Here is a 17,401-nt window from a genome sequence, read left to right on the forward strand (position 1 = left end):
CTCTCGCTCTTCCGCGCGGTCAGTCGTCGAGGTCGTCGCTGAAGTCCGGGCGGACGTCCCGGGCGGCCATGATCTCGTCGTTGGAGGTGCCGGCCGCGACCATGGGCCAGACCATCGCGTCCTCGTGGACGATGAAGTCGACGACGACGGGCCGGTCGTTGACGGCGTTGGCCTCGGCGATGACCTTGTCGAGGTCGTCGGCGGACTCGCAGCGCAGGCCCACGCAGCCCATAGCGTCGGCCAGCTTCACGAAGTCCGGGACGCGGGTGCCGCGGTTGGTGATGGAGCCGACGCCCTGGGTGGAGCCGGGGACGTTCTCGGCACCGGAGTGCAGCACGGTGTTGGAGAAGCGCTCGCCGTAGAAGAGGTTCTGCCACTGGCGGACCATGCCCAGCGCGCCGTTGTTGATGACGGCGACCTTGATCGGGATGCCGTTGAGCGCGCAGGTGACCAGTTCCTGGTTGGTCATCTGGAAGCAGCCGTCGCCGTCGATCGCCCACACGGTGGCGTCCGGGCGGCCGGCCTTGGCACCCATCGCCGCCGGGACGGCGTAGCCCATGGTGCCGGCGCCGCCGGAGTTGAACCAGGTGCCGGGCTGCTCGTACTTGATGAACTGCGCGGCCCACATCTGGTGCTGGCCGACGCCCGCGGCGAACAGGGTGCCCTCCGGGGCGAGCTGCCCGATCCGCTCGATGACCTGCTGCGGGGCGAGGCTGCCGTCCTCGGGGACGTCGTAGCCGAGCGGGTAGGTGTTGCGCCAGAAGTTCAGGTGGTTCCACCACTCGGTGTAGTCGCCCTTGTGGCCGGACTCGTGCTCGGCCTGGACGGCCACGATCAGGTCGGCCAGCACCTCGCGGGCGTCGCCGACGATCGGCACGTCCGCGACCCGGTTCTTGGAGATCTCCGCCGGGTCGATGTCGGCGTGCACGACCTTGGCGTTGGGCGCGAAGGTGTCCAGCCGGCCGGTGACGCGGTCGTCGAAGCGGGCGCCGAGCGCGACGATCAGGTCCGACTTCTGCAGCGCGGTGACCGCCGAGACGTCGCCGTGCATACCGGGCATGCCGACGTGCTGCGGGTGGCTGTCGGGGAAGGCGCCGAGCGCCATCAGGGTCGTGGTGACCGGGGCGCCGGTCAGCTCGGCCAGGATCCGCAGCTCCGCGGTGGCGTGCGCCTTGACGACACCGCCGCCGACGTAGAAGACCGGGCGGCGGGACTCGTTGATCAGCCGGGCGGCCTCGCGGATCTGCTTGGCGTGCGGCTTGGTCACCGGGCGGTAACCGGGCAGGTCCTGCTGCGGCGGCCAGGAGAACGTCGTCTGGTTCTGCAGCGCGTCCTTGGCGATGTCGACCAGGACCGGGCCGGGGCGGCCGGTGGCCGCGATGTGGAAGGCCTCGGCGATGGTGTGCGGGATGTCGGCGGGGTCGGTCACCAGGAAGTTGTGCTTGGTGACCGGCATGGTGATGCCGCAGATGTCGGCTTCCTGGAAGGCGTCGGTGCCGATCGACTTCGAGGCGACCTGGCCGGTGATGGCGACGATCGGCACGGAGTCCATGTGCGCGTCGGCGATCGGCGTGACCAGGTTGGTCGCCCCCGGGCCCGAGGTCGCCATGCACACCCCGACCCGGCCGGTGGCCTGCGCGTAACCGGTGGCCGCGTGCCCCGCGCCCTGCTCGTGCCGGACCAGGACGTGGCGGACCTTGGAGGAGTCCATCAGCGGGTCGTACGCCGGCAGGATCGCACCGCCCGGGATGCCGAACACGGTGTCGACGCCTACGGCCTCAAGGGAGCGGATGAGCGCCTGCGCACCCGTCATGCGCTCGGCGGGGGCAGCGGCGGGAACCGCGGTGCGGGTCCGCGGCTGCGGATGGTGGGACCCGGTGGCCTGCTCGGTCATCTGCGTTCTCTTCTCTCGAAGATGAGGGTGGTGAAGTGGGGGCGGTGGGCTCGTCGGCCGGTCGCCGGACAACAAAAAACCCCTCGTGCCGTGAGGCAAGCGAGGGGAGCGCGCCGGTGCGAGTGCGAGGCGGTGATGCCTCGGTCAGCCGACGCGCTTTCCAAGTACGAGAATTCGGGTGCGCATGGCCTCGACCTTCCTCCGGACCCCCGGCGGGTGTCAAGCGGGTGGGACACGCGTCTCACTATGTGATCGACAGGACGGCAGCTGCACGGTGCGCTGCGCAACCTGCTCACGTGCGGTTTCCTGGGATACGGGGCAGGTGCCGTCGGGGCCGCCGCGGCGCTCCGGATCACCCGGCAGTGGGTATCCGCCGCGGGTCAGCGAGCCGCGCAGCCGGTGCTCGTCCAGCAGCCCGGAGAAGGCCATGCCCTGGCCCTGGCCGCAGCCCATCTCACGCAGCGCGTGCACCTGCTCCGGCCGGTCCACCCCGTCGGCGACGGTACGCAGCCCCAGGTCGGTGGCCATCATCAGCAGCCCGCGGGTGATCGTCCGCAGCCGCGGGGAGTCGGCCATGCCCTCGACGAAGAGCCGGTCGAGCTTGACGGCGTCCACCGGGAGGGTGCGCAGCGCGCCGAGCGCCGCGTGGCCGGTGCCGAAGCCGCCGAGGGCGATCCGCACGCCGGTGCGGCGCAGCTGGCGCAGCCGCCGCTCCAGCTCGTCCAGCGCCACGCCGGGGGCGCCGCCGGTCAGCTCCACGACCAGGGCGCCTGGGGGCAGCCCGTACCGCTCCAGCAGGCCCTCGACGGCGCCGGGCGGCAGGTCGCGGTGCAGCAGCCGCAGCGCGGACAGCTTGACGGTGACCGGCACCCGGTGGCCGGCCCCGTGCCGCAGCGCGGCCTGCGCGACCGCCTGCTCCAGCTGCCAGCGGCCCAGCTCGGCGGTGCGGTCGGTGTCCTCGGCGGCCTGCAGGAATTCCGCGGGGGTGAAGAGGATGCCCTGCGAGGAGCGCCAGCGGGCCTGAGCCTCGACGGCCGCGATCCGGCCGCCCGCCAGCTCCACGACCGGCTGGTGCAGCAGCGTGAACTCGCCGTCGTGCAGTGCCTGGTGCAGCCGGGTGGCCATCTCGGTGCGGCGTACGGCGGCGGTCCGCAACTGCGGGGCGTAGACCTCGACGCGGCCCTTGCCCGCTTGCTTGGCGCGGTACATCGCCAGGTCGGCGTCGCGCATCAGCTCGCCCGCGGAGCCGCCGGGCTCGCCGAAGGCGATGCCGATGCTTGCGCCGACGCGCACCTCGCCGCCGTCCACCCGGTAGGGCTCGCACAGGGCGGCGCGCAGCCGCTCGGCGATCTCGGCGGCCTGCTCCTCGTCGGCACCGCACACCAGCACGGCGAACTCGTCGCCGCCGAGCCGGGCGGCGGTGTCACCGGCCCGCAGCGCGCCCTGGAGGCGGCGGGCGGCCTGGGTGAGCAGGTGGTCGCCGGCCTGGTGGCCGATGGAGTCGTTGACGCCCTTGAAGCCGTCGAGGTCGACGTAGAGGACGGCGGCCCGGTCGTCACCGGGGCGGCGGCCGGCCAGTGCCTTGCCGACCCGGTCCAGGAACAGGGCGCGGTTGGGCAGGTCGGTGAGCGGGTCGTGGGAGGCGTTGTGCTGGAGCTGGGCCTGCAGGCGGACCCGCTCGGTGACGTCCCGGCTGTTGAAGATGAGGCCGCCCTGGTAGCGGGTGACGCTGGACTCCACGTTGAGCCAGCCGTCCTCGGCGCCGGGCGGGCCGCCGCGGCGGCCGGACCGGATACGGCACTCGATGCGGGTCGCGGATTCCTCGCCGGGCGGGGCGGCGAGGAAGCGCCGTACCTCGTGCACGACCCGGCCGAGGTCGTCGGGGTGGATGTGGGCGGACAGCTCGGTGCCGACCATCTCCTCCGGGTCGCGCCCGTAGACACCGGCCGAGGCGGGGCTGACGTAGCGCAGCACCCCGGTGGGCGCGGCGATCATGATGACGTCGCTCGACCCCTGGACCAGGGAGCGGAAGTGGTTCTCCTTCTGGGCCAGCTCCTGGGTCAGCGCGATGTTGTCCAGCAGCATGATGGCCTGCCGGACCACCAGGGCGAGGACGACGGTGCTGCCGGTGAGCAGCACGACCTTGTCGCACTTCTCGCCGGTGATCATGTCGTAGAGGATGCCGAGGGTGCAGACGGCCGCCGCCAGGTAGGGCGTGAGGGCGGCGAGCGAGCCGGTCACCCGGCGGGTGGTGACGCTCGGGCGCAGCAGCGGCAGTTCGCCGCGGCCGACCCAGGGCGCGTAGGCCATGAGCATGCTGCCGGCGAACCAGCCGGCGTCCAGGATCTGGCCGGAGTGGTAGTGCTCGCGCAGCAGCGGCGAGGTGAACAGCGCGTCGCACAGCACGGTGAGCGCGAGCGCGGCCAGCGCGGTGTTGACGGCGGCGCGGTTGGCGGCGGAGCGGCGGAAGTGCAGGGCCAGGACCATGCTCACGAGCACGATGTCCAGCAGCGGGTAGGCCAGCGACAGGGCGACCTTGGCGGTGCTCGGCCCGTCGTAGGTGGCGGCGCGGGCGAGCGCGAGGCTCCAGGACAGGGTGAGCAGCGAGCCGCCGATGAGCCAGGTGTCCAGGCCCAGACAGATCCAGCCGGCCTTCGACACCGGCCGTTTGGCGAGCACCAGCAGGCCGATCACGGCGGGCGGCGCGAAGAGCAGGAAGCAGAAGTCGGCGGGCGAGGTCTGCGGGACGGGGCGGTCGAGCACCACCTCGTACCACCCCCACACGGCGTTGCCGAGGGCGGCCATCAGCGAGGACACCGCGAAGAGCACCCAGGCGGCCCGGTGGCCGGAGGCGCATCTGCGGGCGTACAGCAGCATCGAGACGGCGGCGGCCGCGGCGGCGGCCGACAGTCCGAAGTCGCCCATGAAGGCGGCCACCTGGCCGGTGCCCCAGCCGAGCACCGCCCCCGTGGTGTAGCCCGCGCACGCCAGAGTCAGCAGGAGTTGCGGCAGCAGGCCGCCGCCGGCCCGCGCCGGGGTCCGGGTGAGGACCGCGCCGCTGGTGGTCACTTCGGTGTCCCGTACGCCGGGACCGGCGGGCGCGCGGGGCGCCGCCGGTGCGCCGGGCACACCGGACGTCCGGCGCGCGGCCGGCCGGATCGTGCGGCGCGCTGGGTGTGCCCGCCGGGGAACCGCCTCGGTCCGTCCATCGCCCGTCGCCCCCCTCACTCGCTCGTCGTTCCTCCGCCGCGGTCGTCCGCTCCGCACGCGGCGCCCCCGCCTCCGGACGATACACCAGAATCGTCACTCAGCGATAGGGCCTCTCTACTGAGCGTAACCACATGGGGGTGGGCGCACACCCGCCGCAGTCGGCCGGTGCCGATCCGCGGTGGGTGGCTCGCTCAGCCGGTCACCTGGACGACGTTCGCGAGGTCCTCCCCGTTTGCGAACCTGGCCAGTTGGGACCGGATCAAACGCTGGGCGCGCGGCAGGAAGGCCGACGTGCTGCCGCCCACGTGCGGACTGATCAGGACGCCCGGCGCGTGCCACAGCGGGTGCCCGGCGGGCAGCGGTTCGGGGTCGGTGACGTCCAGCGCCGCCGTCAACCGCCCCGACGCGGTCTCGGCGAGCAGTGCCCCGGTGTCGACGACCGGGCCGCGCGCGACGTTCACCAGCAGCGCGCCGTCCTTCATCGCCGCGAGGAACTTCGGGCCCGCCAGGCCCCTGGTCTGCTCGGTCAGCGGGGTGGTGAGGACCACCACGTCGGCGTCCGGCAGCAGCGCGGGCAGGTCGGCCAGCGCGTGCACGGGCCCCCGCGCGGACTCCCGGGCGCTGCGCGCGACCCGGGTGACCTCGACCTCGAAGGGCAGCAGCCGGTCCTCGACCGCGGACCCTATCGAGCCGTAGCCGACGATCAGCACCCGGCGGTCGGCCAGCGCGGGGTAGAAGCCGCTGTACCACTTCTCGTCGTCCTGGCCCCGGACGAAGCGCGGGATGCCGCGCAGCGAGGCCAGGATCAGGGCGAGCGTCAGCTCGGCGGTGCTCGCCTCGTGCACCCCGCGCGCGTTGCACAGGCGCACGCCCGGCGCGAAGTGGTGCAGGTGGGGCGTGATGTGGTCCACACCGGCGCTCAGCGTCTGGATGACGCGCACCGACGTCATGTGCGGCAGCGCGCCGGCCGTCGCCCCCTTCATATAGGGCACGACGTAGAAGACGGCCTGCGCGGGATCGGCGGGGAAGTCCCCGGTGCCGTCCCAGTAGACGTAGTCGAAGGCGTCCGGCAGTCCGTCGATCTCCTCGGGCGGCAGGGACAGCCACACCTGCGGCCGCCGGCCCGCGGCGGAATCCTGGGTGATGTCGTTCATGGTCAGGAGGCTAGGGCACACCCCCGGGCCGCCGGGAGCCCCGGCCCGTGGCGGCGTTCTGCGGGCGGCGCGGTCGGCCGTGTGCTTGGGTGGGACGGGACGGGGGCACCATGATCGCGGCGGACGATTTGCGAGGGCAGACGGTGAGCACAGGGCGTCGCAGGCGCGCGCGCGGGGTCGTACGCGGAGCCGCGGTGGCGGCAGCGGGCGCGCTGCTGGCCGCGGGGTGCTCCGGCGGGAATCCGCCGGGGCTGCAGGCCCCGACGGCCTCGCACTCCAAGGGCGCGCCGACCGCGTCCACCGCCGCGACCACCAGCGCCGCGCCGAGCGCCTCCGCCACGCCGACCACGCCCGCCGCGGCCGCCACCGGCAGCGCCAAGGCCGACGCCACGGTCGCCACGAAGCTCGCCGCGCCCTGGGGCGTCGCCCAGCTCGCCGACGGCACGCTGCTGGTGGGCTCGCGCGACACCGGGAAGGTCAGCCTCGTCGACCCGGAGAAGGGCACGAGCACGCTGGCCGGCACCGTCCCCGGCGTCACCCACACCCAGGGCGGCGAGAACGGCCTGCTCGGGCTCGCCCTCTCCCCCGACTTCGGCACGGACCATTTCGTCTACGCGTACTTCAGCACCGACTCCGACAACCGCATCGCCCGCATGCTGTACGACCCCACGCGGTCGGCCGGCGACCAGCTCGGCGCCCCCGACACGATCCTGCGCGGCATCCCCACCGGCTCGATCCACAACGGCGGGCGAATCGCCTTCGGACCCGACGGCATGCTCTACGCCGGGACGGGCGAGACCGGCAACCGGGGGCTCGCCCAGGACATGTCCTCGCTCGGCGGCAAGATCCTGCGGATGACGCCCGACGGGCAGCCCGCGCCCGACAACCCCGTCTCCGGCTCCCTCGTCTACTCCCCCGGCCACCGCAACGTCCAGGGCCTCACCTGGGACCCCGAAGGGCACCTGTGGGCCTCCGAGTTCGGCCAGGACACCTGGGACGAGCTCAACCTCATCGAACCCGGCAAGAACTACGGGTGGCCCGTGGTGGAGGGCATCGCGCACCGCGCCGGATACGTGGACCCCGTCGCGCAGTGGCACACCGACGAGGCCTCGCCCAGCGGCATCGCCTACGCGGCGGGCTGCATCTGGATGGCCTCGCTCAAGGGCGAGCGGCTGTGGCGGATCCCGCTCGACGGGACGAAGGCGGCGGCCGCGCCGCAGGCGTTCTTCGTCAAGACGTACGGGCGGCTGCGGACGGTGGTGGCCGTCGACGACCACACGTTGCTCGTGACGACGAGCAACACGGACGGGCGTGGGACGCCCAAGCCGGACGACGACCGCATCTTGCGCGTGGCGGTCTCTTAGCGTTTCGCTCCGGGGTGCCACTTGCGGTGGCGTCCGCGACCTTCTGCCGGTGGGGGGTTGCGCGCGCAGTTCCCCGCGCCCCCGGGTGATTGCCACTTGGCGTGGCCGTGCGCCTTACCCCCGGTGGAGGGCTGAGCGCGCAGTCCCCCGCGCCCCCGGGTGATTGCCACTTGGCGTGGCCGTGCACCTTACCCCCGGTGGAGGGCTGAGCGCGCAGTTCCCCGCGCCCCCGGGTGATTGCCACTTGGCGTGGCCGTGCGCCTTACCCCCGGTGGGAGCTGACCTCGCAGTTCCCCGCGCCCCCGGTTTGTTGCCCTGCGTGGCATGAGCGCCCTCTTACCCCGCAGGGCGAGCGTTTTCAGGGGCGCGGGGAACTGCGCGACAAGCCCCCACCGGCAGAAGGTCGCGGGCGCCACCGCGAGTGGCACCCCCGTGGCGGAAAACACTCACCCCGCGGGAGCGAAGAGGTGAAGGCGGTGGGCGAGGGCGGCGGCCTCGCCGCGGGTGGCGACGGCGAGCTTGCCCAGGATGTTCGACACGTGCACACTCGCCGTCTTCGGCGAGATGAAGAGCTCCTCCGCGATCTGCCGGTTCGTCCGGCCGTCCGCGACGAGCCGGAGCACGTCGCGCTCCCGGGCCGTCAGGCCCAGCGCGTCCGCCGGGTCGGCGGGCTCCGCCGGGGCGGGCGCGGGGGCGGCGGGCGCGTCCAGCGGCAGCCGGGCCCGCGCGGCGAGCGCGGCCACCTCCGCGGCCAGCGGCTTCGCCCCCGCGTCGGTGGCGGCCTGGTACGCGAGGGCCAGCAGGCACCCGGCGGCCTCGCGGGTGTCGGGTCCGCGGCCGAGCAGCGCCTCGGCGTGCCGGTAGCGCACCGCGGCGAGTTCCAGGGGCCGTTCCTCCGCCGCGAAAGCAGCTTCCGCGGCGGCCCACAGGTCGGGCTCGTGGCGTCCTTCCGCGCGGGCGAGTTCCGCTTCGACGCGCAGCGCGTACGCCTTGTGGACGCCCGCGGGCCGCGGGGTCTCGCGGGCGGCGGCGCGGATCCGTTCCAGGACGTGCCCGCGCGCGGGGTCGCCGGTGAGCGGCCACGGCCCGTCGGCCTCGGCGGCGGCGCCGTCGGCGAGCAGCGGCCAGGCGTAGCGGGCGGTCCCGTTGGGGAATCCGGCGTCGATCGCGGCGAGCAGCCGGTGCCGCGCCTCCTCGTAGCGTCCCTGGGCGGCGGCGAGCCGCAGGCCGAGGCCGCGCAGCGGGATCTGGTGCTGCGGCTGGGTGTCGTAGCGCAGCCCGTCGGTGGCGAAGGCGAGGTGCCGGACGGCGGCCTCGGTGTCGCCGACGGCGAGCGCGAGGAAGCCCTGGAACATCTCCACGCCCGCGCACTGCACGCTGCGCTCGACGTTCTGGGCCTGGCGGGCGGCGGCGAGCTTGACGGCGGCCTGGTCGAAGCAGCCCTGCATGAACAGGGATTCGCCTTCGTTGCCGAGCAGCCAGGAGTTCGTGGCGTTGGCGACGTGGCCCGCGACGCGTTCCTGGCCCTCGCGGCTGACGCGCACCGCGTCGCTGGAGCGGCCGGCGCCCTCCAGGACGGAGGACAGGTTTCCGTAGGTGCGGGATATGAGCCGGGGCACGCCCCAGTCGGCGATCTGCCGGCGCACCTCCTCGACGACGGCGATGCCGCCGGCGACGTCACCGGCGTCGGCCTGGAGGAGGCCGAGGGTGATGCGGGCGTGCAGTTCGGTGTCGCGGGCCCCGGCGGACTTCGCCAGTTCGGCGGCCTGCCCGGCGATGGCGGTGCCCTCGGCGCCGGACTTGTGGACCATGATCCATCCGGCGATCCGCACCAGCACCTCGGCGTGCGTCGCCGACGGCGGCAGCCCGCGGACGAGTTCGCGGGCCCGGTTCAGTTCTTCCCAGCCGTCGCCGCGGCCCAGGTTCTCCGTGGCGGTGGCGCGCTGCGCCCAGAACCAGGCGGCGCGCAGCGGATCGTGGCTGCCGAGGCGCTCCATGAGCCGCAGGGCCCGCTTGGCCATCGTGTAGGAGCGCTCCTGCTCACCGCTGAGCCGGGCGGCGACGGTGATCTCGGCGAGCAGGTCGACGAGGTCGAGCGGCTGGTCGGTGGGGCAGTCGCAGGGCGGGTAGGCCTCGGCGTAGTCGGTGGGGCGCAGCGCGGCGCGTACCTCCGCGGGCGCGTCGTCCCACAGTTCGAGCGCGCGTTCCAGCAGCCGGTACTGCTCGGCGTAGGCGTGGCGGTGCCGCGCCTCGACGGCGGCGCCGAGCGCCGCGGGCAGCGCGCGGCCGGTGTCGTGGGCGGCGTACCAGTAGTTGGCCAGCCGCGCGGCGCGCTCGTCGGCGGGCACCAGTGCCGGGTCGGCCTCGACGGCCTGTGCGTAGCGCCGGTTGATCCGGCTGCGCTCGCCGGGCAGCAGGTCGTCGCCGACCGCCTCGCGGACCAGGGAGTGGCGGAAGCGGTAGCCCTCGCCGCTGTCGGTGGGCAGCAGGAGGTTGGCGCCCACGGCGGTGCGCAGCGCGTCCAGCAGATCGTCCTCGCACAGCCCGGTGACGGCGGCGAGCAGTTTGTACTCGACGGTGCTGCCGCCCTCGGCGACGAACTTCGCGACCCGCTGGGCGTCCTCGGACAGCGCCTCGACGCGCACCAGCAGCAGGTCGCGCAGCGAGTCGCTCAGGCCCGTCGCGCAGCCCAGGCCCAGGCTGCACGCCAGTTCCTCGACGAAGAACGGGTTGCCGTCCGAGCGGGTGAAGACCTGGTCGACGACCGATTCGTCCGGCGCGTCCGGCAGGATCGCCGTCAGCTGGCTGCGGACCTCGGCGCGGGTGAAGCGCGACAGCTCCAGGCGCTCGACGCGGCGCAGCCGGTCGGTCTCGGCGAGGAAGGGGCGCAGCGGGTGCCGGCGGTGGATGTCGTCCGCCCGGTACGTGGCCGCGACCAGCACCCGGCAGCGCTGGAGCGAACGGAAGAGGTACGCGAGCAGTTCGCGGGTGGAGCGGTCGGCCCAGTGCAGGTCCTCGACGACCACGACGACCGTGCGGTCGGCGCCGAGGCGTTCCAGCAGGCGGGCGGTGAGTTCGAAGAGCCGGGCGCGGCCGTCCTCGTCGTAGGCCTCGCGCAGCGCGCTGTCCGGGCTCGCCAGCTCCGGGAGCAGCCGGGAGAGTTCGGCCTGCTGGCCGGCCGCCGCGGCGGTCAGCTCGGGCCCGAGCTGGCGGTAGAGGTCGCGCAGCGCGCCGGAGACCGGGGCGAAGGGCAGGCCCTCGGCGCCGATCTCCACGCAGGCGCCGAGCGCGGTGACCGCTCCCGCGGTACGGGCCGCGGCGAGGAACTCCTCGGTCAGCCGCGTCTTTCCGACCCCGGCCTCACCGCCGATCAGCACGGCCTGCGACTCGCCGGTGTCCGCCGCCGCCAGCGCCGAGGCCAGCCGCGTCAGCTCGGTGTCCCGGCCGATGAACACGGGGCTGAACGACTGCGTCTGCACGCCCCCGAGCATGTCACGCCCGGGGGCTGTACCGACACCCAATACTTTGTGCGCTTCGTCCGCCGGATCCGCTCCGGCGGCCGGGGTGGAGGCCCCGGCCCCCGGCGGGGCCTCCACGGGCGCGGCCGTCATGACGCGCTGTGCGGGCGCAGGTGACGGTGGGGGGTGGGACTCTCCGCGGACTCCCGGTCGGTTCGTACCGCCGGTCTCGCGGCGGAGCGGCGGGCCGCCGCGCGGCGCTCGGCCCGGGCCGCCTTGGCCTGCTGGGCGAGGCGCCACTGGTCGGCCTGCTCCGTGAGGTCGGCCCTGCGGGCCTGGTGCAGTTCGTACGCGAACATCTTGTTCTCCTTGGAAGGGGATCTCTTTCTCGGTGCCTCAAGCTTCGTCCGTGAGGCACCCCCCTCACATCGGGCACCTGCCCGAACCTGCGCCCCGCGGGGGCCTTAGCCCGCGCCGTCACGTCCTTAGGTCCGTGCCGTACGCCGCGACGGCGCGCGGGATGCCTAAGGCACCGGCGTACAGGGCGCGTTCGTGGGTGCGGCGTTCGTCGTGGCGGAAGGTCGCGGGCACCTCCGGAAGGGCAGCCCGGGGCGTACCCCCGGCGGTAAGTTGAGGTGCGTGGACACCGCCTCGTACATAGGGCCGGACGACGCGCCGGACAGATACCGCCTGCGGCGGTCGATCGGCCGCGGCGGCGAAGCCGTGCTGTATCTCGCCGAGTTGGAGCTGGGCGGCGCGACGGAACCGGTCGTCGTCAAGATGCTCGACGACCGGCAGGCCCTCTCCCCGGAGCTGTTCGCCCGGGTCAGCGCGAAGTGGCGGGAGCAGGCCGAGCTGCTGCGCTTCGTGCACCGTCCGGGCGTGGTGGGGATCAGGGAGCATTTCGAGGGCCCGTCCGCGCATCCGGCGGGGGTCTTACCGGAGACCGGCGGCCGGGCGCTCTACCTGGTGATGAACCATGTGCGGGGTCTGGACCTGCGCGACTGGCGCGCCGAGCGGACGCTGGAGTCGGCGGAGGAGCGCCGCGCGGCGGTGCGCTGCCTGGAGCAGCTCGCCGAGGTGCTGGACTGGCTGCACAGCGGCGCGGCCACCCCGTCCGGCCGCCGGGTCGTGCACGGCGACCTCTCCCCCGGCAATGTGATGATCGACGAGCACGGCCAGGCGACCCTGGTGGACTTCGGTCTGAGCAAGCTCGCCGCCGAGCACCAGACCGCCGAGGTGTGGTTCACCCCCGGCTTCGCCGCGCCCGAGGTCTTCGACGGCATCCGCAGCCCCGCCACGGACCGCTACGCCTTCGGCGCCATCGCGTACTTCCTGCTGAGCGGCGAGTCCCCGGCGACCGTGCCGGAGACGCTGCGGGCGGCGCTGCTCGCGCTCCCGGCCCTCTCGGCGCTGCGCCCGGACAAGGCCGCCCGGGTCGCGGCCGTCTTCGCGGCCGACCCGGAGTCCCGGCCCGTCTCGCTCACCGCGTGGGTGCGGGAGCTGCGCTCCTCCGTCGTGTCGGCCACCCGCGCCGAGCAGCCGCAGGTGGCCGCGGCCGCGCCCGTACCCCCGCCGCCGGCCGGGCCGCCCGGGCCGCAGGGGCCGTCCGCCGTGCCGGTGCCGCCGCCTCCGGTGCACGCGCCGCAGCCGGTCTTCCGCTCACCGGTCCCGGTGCTGCCGCCCACCGTCCCGGAGCCGCGGGCCCGGCGGCGGGGCTTGCGGATCACGCTGGTCGCCGTCGTCGCGGCGGCGCTCGTCGGCGGTGGGGCGGCGCTCGGCACCGTCCTTGCCGGCGGGGGCAAGAGCGACGGCGAGGCCAAGCAGCCCCCGGCCACGACCGGGGCGCCCGGCTCCCACGCGCCCGACGCCGACACCCCCACGAGCGCCCCGGCGACCACCCCCGCGGACGCCCCCACCGACAGCACGGACTCCGGCGGCGGCGACACCGGCGGTGACGCCCCGGACCCCTCCGGCGCCGACCAGACCTCGCTCGCCGACCTCACCCCGACCGACCAGAGCCTCTTCCCGGTGGAGCGCAAGACCGCGGCCGTCGACGGCGTGCAGTACCAGGACTCGCTGACCGCGTCGTACTGCTACCGCGACGCCGCCGGGCTCGACGGCTTCGTCGAGTACAACCTCGGCAAGAAGTACCGGACGCTCGACGTCGTCCTCGGTCTGGACGACAACAGCCCGAACACCGGCGAGACGTTCACCGTCTTCGCGGACGGCAAGCGGATCTTCCGCGACCACGCCACGGTCGGGAAGCCGTTTCACCCGAAGTTCGACGTCTCCGGTGTGCTGCGGCTGCGGGTGGAGTGGGTCTCGGACGACGAGGGGAACTGCCCGACCGCCGTGCTGGGTGACCCGACGCTCATCCCCTGAGACACCAGCACCGGCGCCGTCCGCACCGCGGCCGGGACGGGCGCCTGGGCGGGGCCCTCGATGCTGATCCGCGGCAGCCTGCGGTCCAGCCAGCCGGGCAGCCACCAGTTGGCGTCGCCGAGGACGTGCATGAGCGCGGGCACCAGCAGGGTGCGCAGCACGAACGCGTCGAGCGCGACGGCGGAGGCCAGGCCGATGCCGAACATCGCGATGACCCGGTCGCCGCTGAGCACGAAGGCCAGGAAGACCGCGATCATGATCACCGCCGCCGAGGTGATGACGCGGCTGGTCTCGGCGAGCCCGACGCGTACCGCCCGGCAGTTGTCGCGGGTCTCGCGCCACTCCTCGTACATCCGGCTGACCAGGAAGACCTGGTAGTCCATGGACAGCCCGAAGAGCACCGAGACCATGATCACCGGCAGGAAGGGCTCGATCGGGCCCGCCCTGCCCAGGCCCAGCCACTCGTCGCCCCACCCCCACTGGAAGACCGCGGTGACGACACCGAAGGACGACGCGACCGCTGCGACGTTCATCACCGCCGCCTTGACGGGGATGCCGACCGAGCGGAAGGCGACCAGCAGCAGCACGCAGCCGAGGCCGACGACGCTGCCGACGAACAGCGGCAGCTTGCCGACCACGACGTCCGCGAAGTCGTCGTAGCTCGCGGTCGGGCCGCCGACGTAGACGCGCAGCCCGCTGCCCTGCTCGGCGGCGGGCAGGACGTCGTGCCGCAGCCGGTTCACGAGCTGCGAGGTGGCGCCGTCCTGCGGGGCGCTGGTGGGGGTGACGGTGATGACGCCGGTGCCGCCGGACAGCTCGACGGGGCTGACCGCGGCGACGCCCGGGGTGTCGCGCAGCGTCTCGGGCAGATGGTCCAGGGCGATCCTGGCCTGCGCGCCGTCCGTGGTGGCGACGAGGGTGAGCGGGCCGTTGCTGCCCGGCCCGAAGCCCTTCGCCAGCAGGTCGTACGCCTGCCGCGTGGTGGCCTTGGCCGGGCCGTTGCCCTGGTCGGAGGTGCCGAGGTGGAGGGTGAGCGCGGGCAGCGCCAGGACGGCCATGAGCACCGCGGCGGCCACCCCGAGCAGCCGGGGGTGCCGCTCGACGAAGGCCGACCAGCGCGCGGCGAATCCCGCGGGCGGCTCGGGACGCGGGCCGTGCTCGGCCAGCGCGCGGCGCTCGCGGCGGCTGAGGGCGCGCTCCCCGATGAAGCCGAGCAGCGCGGGCAGCAGCGTGACGGACGCGGCGACGGTGAGCAGCACGGTGAGCGCGGCGGCCACCGCGACCCCGTTGAGGAAGCTCAGCCGCAGCACCAGCATGCCGAGCAGCGCGACGCACACCGTCCCGCCCGCGAAGACCACCGCGCGTCCGGTCGTGGCCACCGCCTGCTGCGCGGCCTCGGCGACGTCCAGGCCGCGTTTGAGGCCTCTGCGGTGTCTGCTGACGATGAAGAGGGCGTAGTCGATGCCGACGCCGAGCCCGATGAGCATGCCCAGCATGGGTGCGAAGTCGGCGACGGTCATGGCGTGGCCGAGCAGCACGATCGCCATGTAGGCGGTGCCGCAGCCGACCAGCGCGGTCGCGATGGGCAGCAGCATCGCGGCGAAGGAGCCGAAGGCGACCAGCAGCACCACGGCGGCGGCGCCGATCCCGACGATCTCGCTGAGGTGCGCACCCGCGCTCTCGGTGCTGCCGACCGCCTGGCCGCCCAGCTCCACCTGGAGGTCGCCGTGCCGGGCGGCGGTGGCGGTGTCCACCAGGGCCTGGGCCTGGCCGCGCGGTATCGCGTCGGCGTCCGCGGCGAAGCCGACGACGGCGTAGGCGGTCCGTCCGTCGGCGCTGATCTGCGTCTTTCCGTCGGCGGCGTAGGGGCTGTCAACGGAGGCGACACCGGGCAGATGGCGGGCCCGGTCCAGGACCGAGGTCATGGTCTGCCGAACGCCGGAGTCGGTCACGGCGCCGTGCGCGGTGTGCCAGACGATGGTGTCGCTGTCGCCCGCCTGCCCGGGGAAGGCCTCGCGCAGCAGCGCGGTGGCGTGCCCCGACTCGGTGCCGGGGGCCTCGTAGTGCCGGGAGTACGCCGAACCCGCGACGCCCGCGGCGGCGGTGAGGCCGACGAGGACCGCGAGCCACAGCAGCACGGCGGTGAGGCGGCGGCGCAGACACCACCGTGCGAGTGCGGCCATGAACCAGCTGCTCCTGTGTGCTCGGACGTCGCCCCACTCTGACAGGAGAAAATGATCCTTTGGGACTTTCGTGCCCTTCCTCACAAGCGGTAAAAGCCGGATAAGGAATACACCGGAAAACGCCGGAGGACGGCACCCCGGGTGGGGTGCCGTCCTCCGTGCGGTGCTCCGTGCGGCGCTTCACGCAATGCTCCGTGCATTGCTTCGCGCAATGCTCCGTGCGGCGCCGCGTGTTCGTCAGCCCTGGACGCCCAGCTTCTCCAGGACCAGTTCACGGACCCGCTTGGCGTCCGCCTGGCCCCGGGTGGCCTTCATGACCGCGCCGATGAGCGCACCGGCCGCCGCGAGGTTGCCGCCGCGGATCTTGTCGGCGATGGCGGCGTTCGCCGCGATCGCGTCGTCCACGGCCTTGCCGAGCGCGCCCTCGTCCGAGACGACCTTCAGACCGCGCCTGTCGACGACCTCGTCCGGGCCGCCCTCGCCCGCGAGCACGCCCTCGATGACCTGGCGGGCCAGCTTGTCGTTGAGGTCGCCCGCGGCGACGAGCGCCGCGACCCGGGCGACCTGCGCCGGGGTGATCGGCACCGCGGCCAGCTCGGTGCCCGACTCGTTGGCGTGCCGGGCCAGCTCGCCCATCCACCACTTGCGGGCGGCCGCGGAGTCCGCGCCCTCCGCGATCGTGGCGAGGATCAGGTCGAGCGCCCCGGCGTTGAGCACCGACTGCATCTCGTGGTCGGCGATGCCCCAGTCCTCCTGGAGCCGCTTGCGGCGCAGCCGCGGCAGCTCCGGAAGCCCGGCGCGCAGCTCCTCGACCCACTCGCGGGACGGGGCGACCGGCACCAGGTCGGGCTCGGGGAAGTAGCGGTAGTCCTCCGCCTCCTCCTTGATGCGCCCGGAGGTCGTCGAGCCGTCCTCCTCGTGGAAGTGCCGGGTCTCCTGCACGATCGTGCCGCCGGAGGTGAGCACCGCGGCGTGCCGCTGGATCTCGAACCGGGCGGCGCGCTCGACGCTGCGCAGCGAGTTGACGTTCTTGGTCTCGCTGCGGGTGCCGAACTTCTGCTCGCCGCGCGGGCGCAGCGACAGGTTGACGTCGCAGCGCATCTGGCCCATCTCCATACGGGCCTCGCTCACCCCGAGCGCCTTGATCAGCTCGCGCAGCTCCGCGACGTACGCGCGGGCCACCTCGGGGGCGCGGTCGCCCGCGCCCTCGATCGGCTTGGTGACGATCTCGATGAGCGGGATGCCGGCCCGGTTGTAGTCCAGCAGCGAGTGCGAGGCGCCGTGGATACGCCCGGTGGCACCGCCGACGTGGGTGGACTTGCCGGTGTCCTCCTCCATGTGGGCGCGCTCGATCAGCACCCGGAAGACCTCGCCGTCCTCCAGCTGGACGTCCAGGTAGCCGTCGTACGCGATGGGCTCGTCGTACTGCGACGTCTGGAAGTTCTTCGGCATGTCCGGGTAGAAGTAGTTCTTCCGGGCGAAGCGGCACCACTCGGCGATGGAGCAGTTGAGCGCGAGGCCGATCTTGATGGCCGACTCGACGCCGGTCTCGTTCACGACCGGCAGCGAGCCGGGCAGGCCCAGGCAGGTCGGGCAGACCTGCGAGTTGGGCTCGGCGCCCAGCGCGGTGGAGCAGCCGCAGAACATCTTCGTCCTGGTGCCCAGCTCGACATGGACCTCCAGGCCCATCACCGGGTCGTAGGCCGCGAGCGCGTCCTCGTAGGACAGCAGTTCCGTGACGGTCACGTGGTTT

At 73.7% G+C, this 17,401-nt stretch carries 9 protein-coding genes; 2 read left to right on the top strand and 7 right to left on the bottom strand.

All coding sequences use genetic code 11. The annotated features are described in order from the left end of the window. Positions 1-19: 19 nt before the first annotated feature. From ACH4PY_RS24980 to ACH4PY_RS24990, 3 genes are all read right to left on the bottom strand, one after another. Positions 20-1,894: an acetolactate synthase large subunit gene (locus ACH4PY_RS24980; RefSeq protein WP_398186929.1), complete on the bottom strand. Its 1,875-nt coding sequence runs from the start codon at positions 1,892-1,894 to the stop codon at positions 20-22. Between the two features lie 219 nt (positions 1,895-2,113). Continuing rightward, a complete protein-coding gene (locus ACH4PY_RS24985; RefSeq protein ID WP_398186932.1) occupies positions 2,114-4,963 on the bottom strand; it encodes a putative bifunctional diguanylate cyclase/phosphodiesterase in 2,850 nt (949 codons plus the stop codon). 332 nt (positions 4,964-5,295) lie between these two features. Further along, positions 5,296-6,258: a 2-hydroxyacid dehydrogenase gene (locus tag ACH4PY_RS24990; protein WP_398186935.1), complete on the bottom strand. Its 963-nt coding sequence runs from the start codon at positions 6,256-6,258 to the stop codon at positions 5,296-5,298. Between the two features lie 110 nt (positions 6,259-6,368). Between ACH4PY_RS24990 and ACH4PY_RS24995 the strand changes: the two genes are divergently transcribed. Continuing rightward, positions 6,369-7,622: a PQQ-dependent sugar dehydrogenase gene (locus ACH4PY_RS24995; protein ID WP_398186938.1), complete on the top strand. Its 1,254-nt coding sequence runs from the start codon at positions 6,369-6,371 to the stop codon at positions 7,620-7,622. 446 nt (positions 7,623-8,068) lie between these two features. Here the strand turns inward: ACH4PY_RS24995 and ACH4PY_RS25000 are convergent, their stop codons facing one another. After that, positions 8,069-11,101, bottom strand: a complete 3,033-nt coding sequence (locus ACH4PY_RS25000; protein ID WP_398186940.1) for a BREX system ATP-binding domain-containing protein — start codon at positions 11,099-11,101, stop codon at positions 8,069-8,071. A 128-nt stretch (positions 11,102-11,229) separates the two neighbouring features. Continuing rightward, positions 11,230-11,439 carry a hypothetical protein gene (locus ACH4PY_RS25005; protein WP_398186943.1) on the bottom strand — a complete coding sequence of 70 codons (210 nt, stop codon included), beginning with the start codon at positions 11,437-11,439 and terminating at the stop codon, positions 11,230-11,232. Positions 11,440-11,719: 280 nt separating this feature from the next. Here ACH4PY_RS25005 and ACH4PY_RS25010 point away from each other — a divergent pair, with 280 nt between their 5' ends. Beyond that, positions 11,720-13,465, top strand: a complete 1,746-nt coding sequence (locus ACH4PY_RS25010; RefSeq protein ID WP_398186946.1) for a protein kinase — start codon at positions 11,720-11,722, stop codon at positions 13,463-13,465. On the opposite strand, the gene ACH4PY_RS25015 is transcribed toward ACH4PY_RS25010, so the two are convergent. Next, positions 13,354-15,648: an MMPL family transporter gene (locus ACH4PY_RS25015; protein ID WP_398186949.1), complete on the bottom strand. Its 2,295-nt coding sequence runs from the start codon at positions 15,646-15,648 to the stop codon at positions 13,354-13,356. The genes ACH4PY_RS25010 and ACH4PY_RS25015 overlap by 112 nt on opposite strands. A gap of 237 nt (positions 15,649-15,885) precedes the next feature. Further along, positions 15,886-17,394: an Asp-tRNA(Asn)/Glu-tRNA(Gln) amidotransferase subunit GatB gene (gene gatB / locus ACH4PY_RS25020; RefSeq protein ID WP_398186952.1), complete on the bottom strand. Its 1,509-nt coding sequence runs from the start codon at positions 17,392-17,394 to the stop codon at positions 15,886-15,888. Positions 17,395-17,401: the final 7 nt, after the last annotated feature.

The sequence above is a fragment of the Streptomyces sp. NPDC021224 genome, from assembly GCF_044332905.1.
Classification (GTDB): domain Bacteria; phylum Actinomycetota; class Actinomycetes; order Streptomycetales; family Streptomycetaceae; genus Actinacidiphila.

Excerpts from the sequence above, each read along its gene's own strand:
- ACH4PY_RS24990 (WP_398186935.1), bottom strand. The coding sequence starts at position 6,258 with ATGAACGACATCACCCAGGATTCCGCCGCGGGCCGGCGGCCGCAGGTG.
- ACH4PY_RS25005 (WP_398186943.1), bottom strand. The coding sequence starts at position 11,439 with ATGTTCGCGTACGAACTGCACCAGGCCCGCAGGGCCGACCTCACGGAG.
- ACH4PY_RS25015 (WP_398186949.1), bottom strand. The coding sequence starts at position 15,648 with ATGGCCGCACTCGCACGGTGGTGTCTGCGCCGCCGCCTCACCGCCGTG.
- ACH4PY_RS24995 (WP_398186938.1), top strand. The coding sequence starts at position 6,369 with ATGATCGCGGCGGACGATTTGCGAGGGCAGACGGTGAGCACAGGGCGT.
- ACH4PY_RS24980 (WP_398186929.1), bottom strand. The coding sequence starts at position 1,894 with ATGACCGAGCAGGCCACCGGGTCCCACCATCCGCAGCCGCGGACCCGC.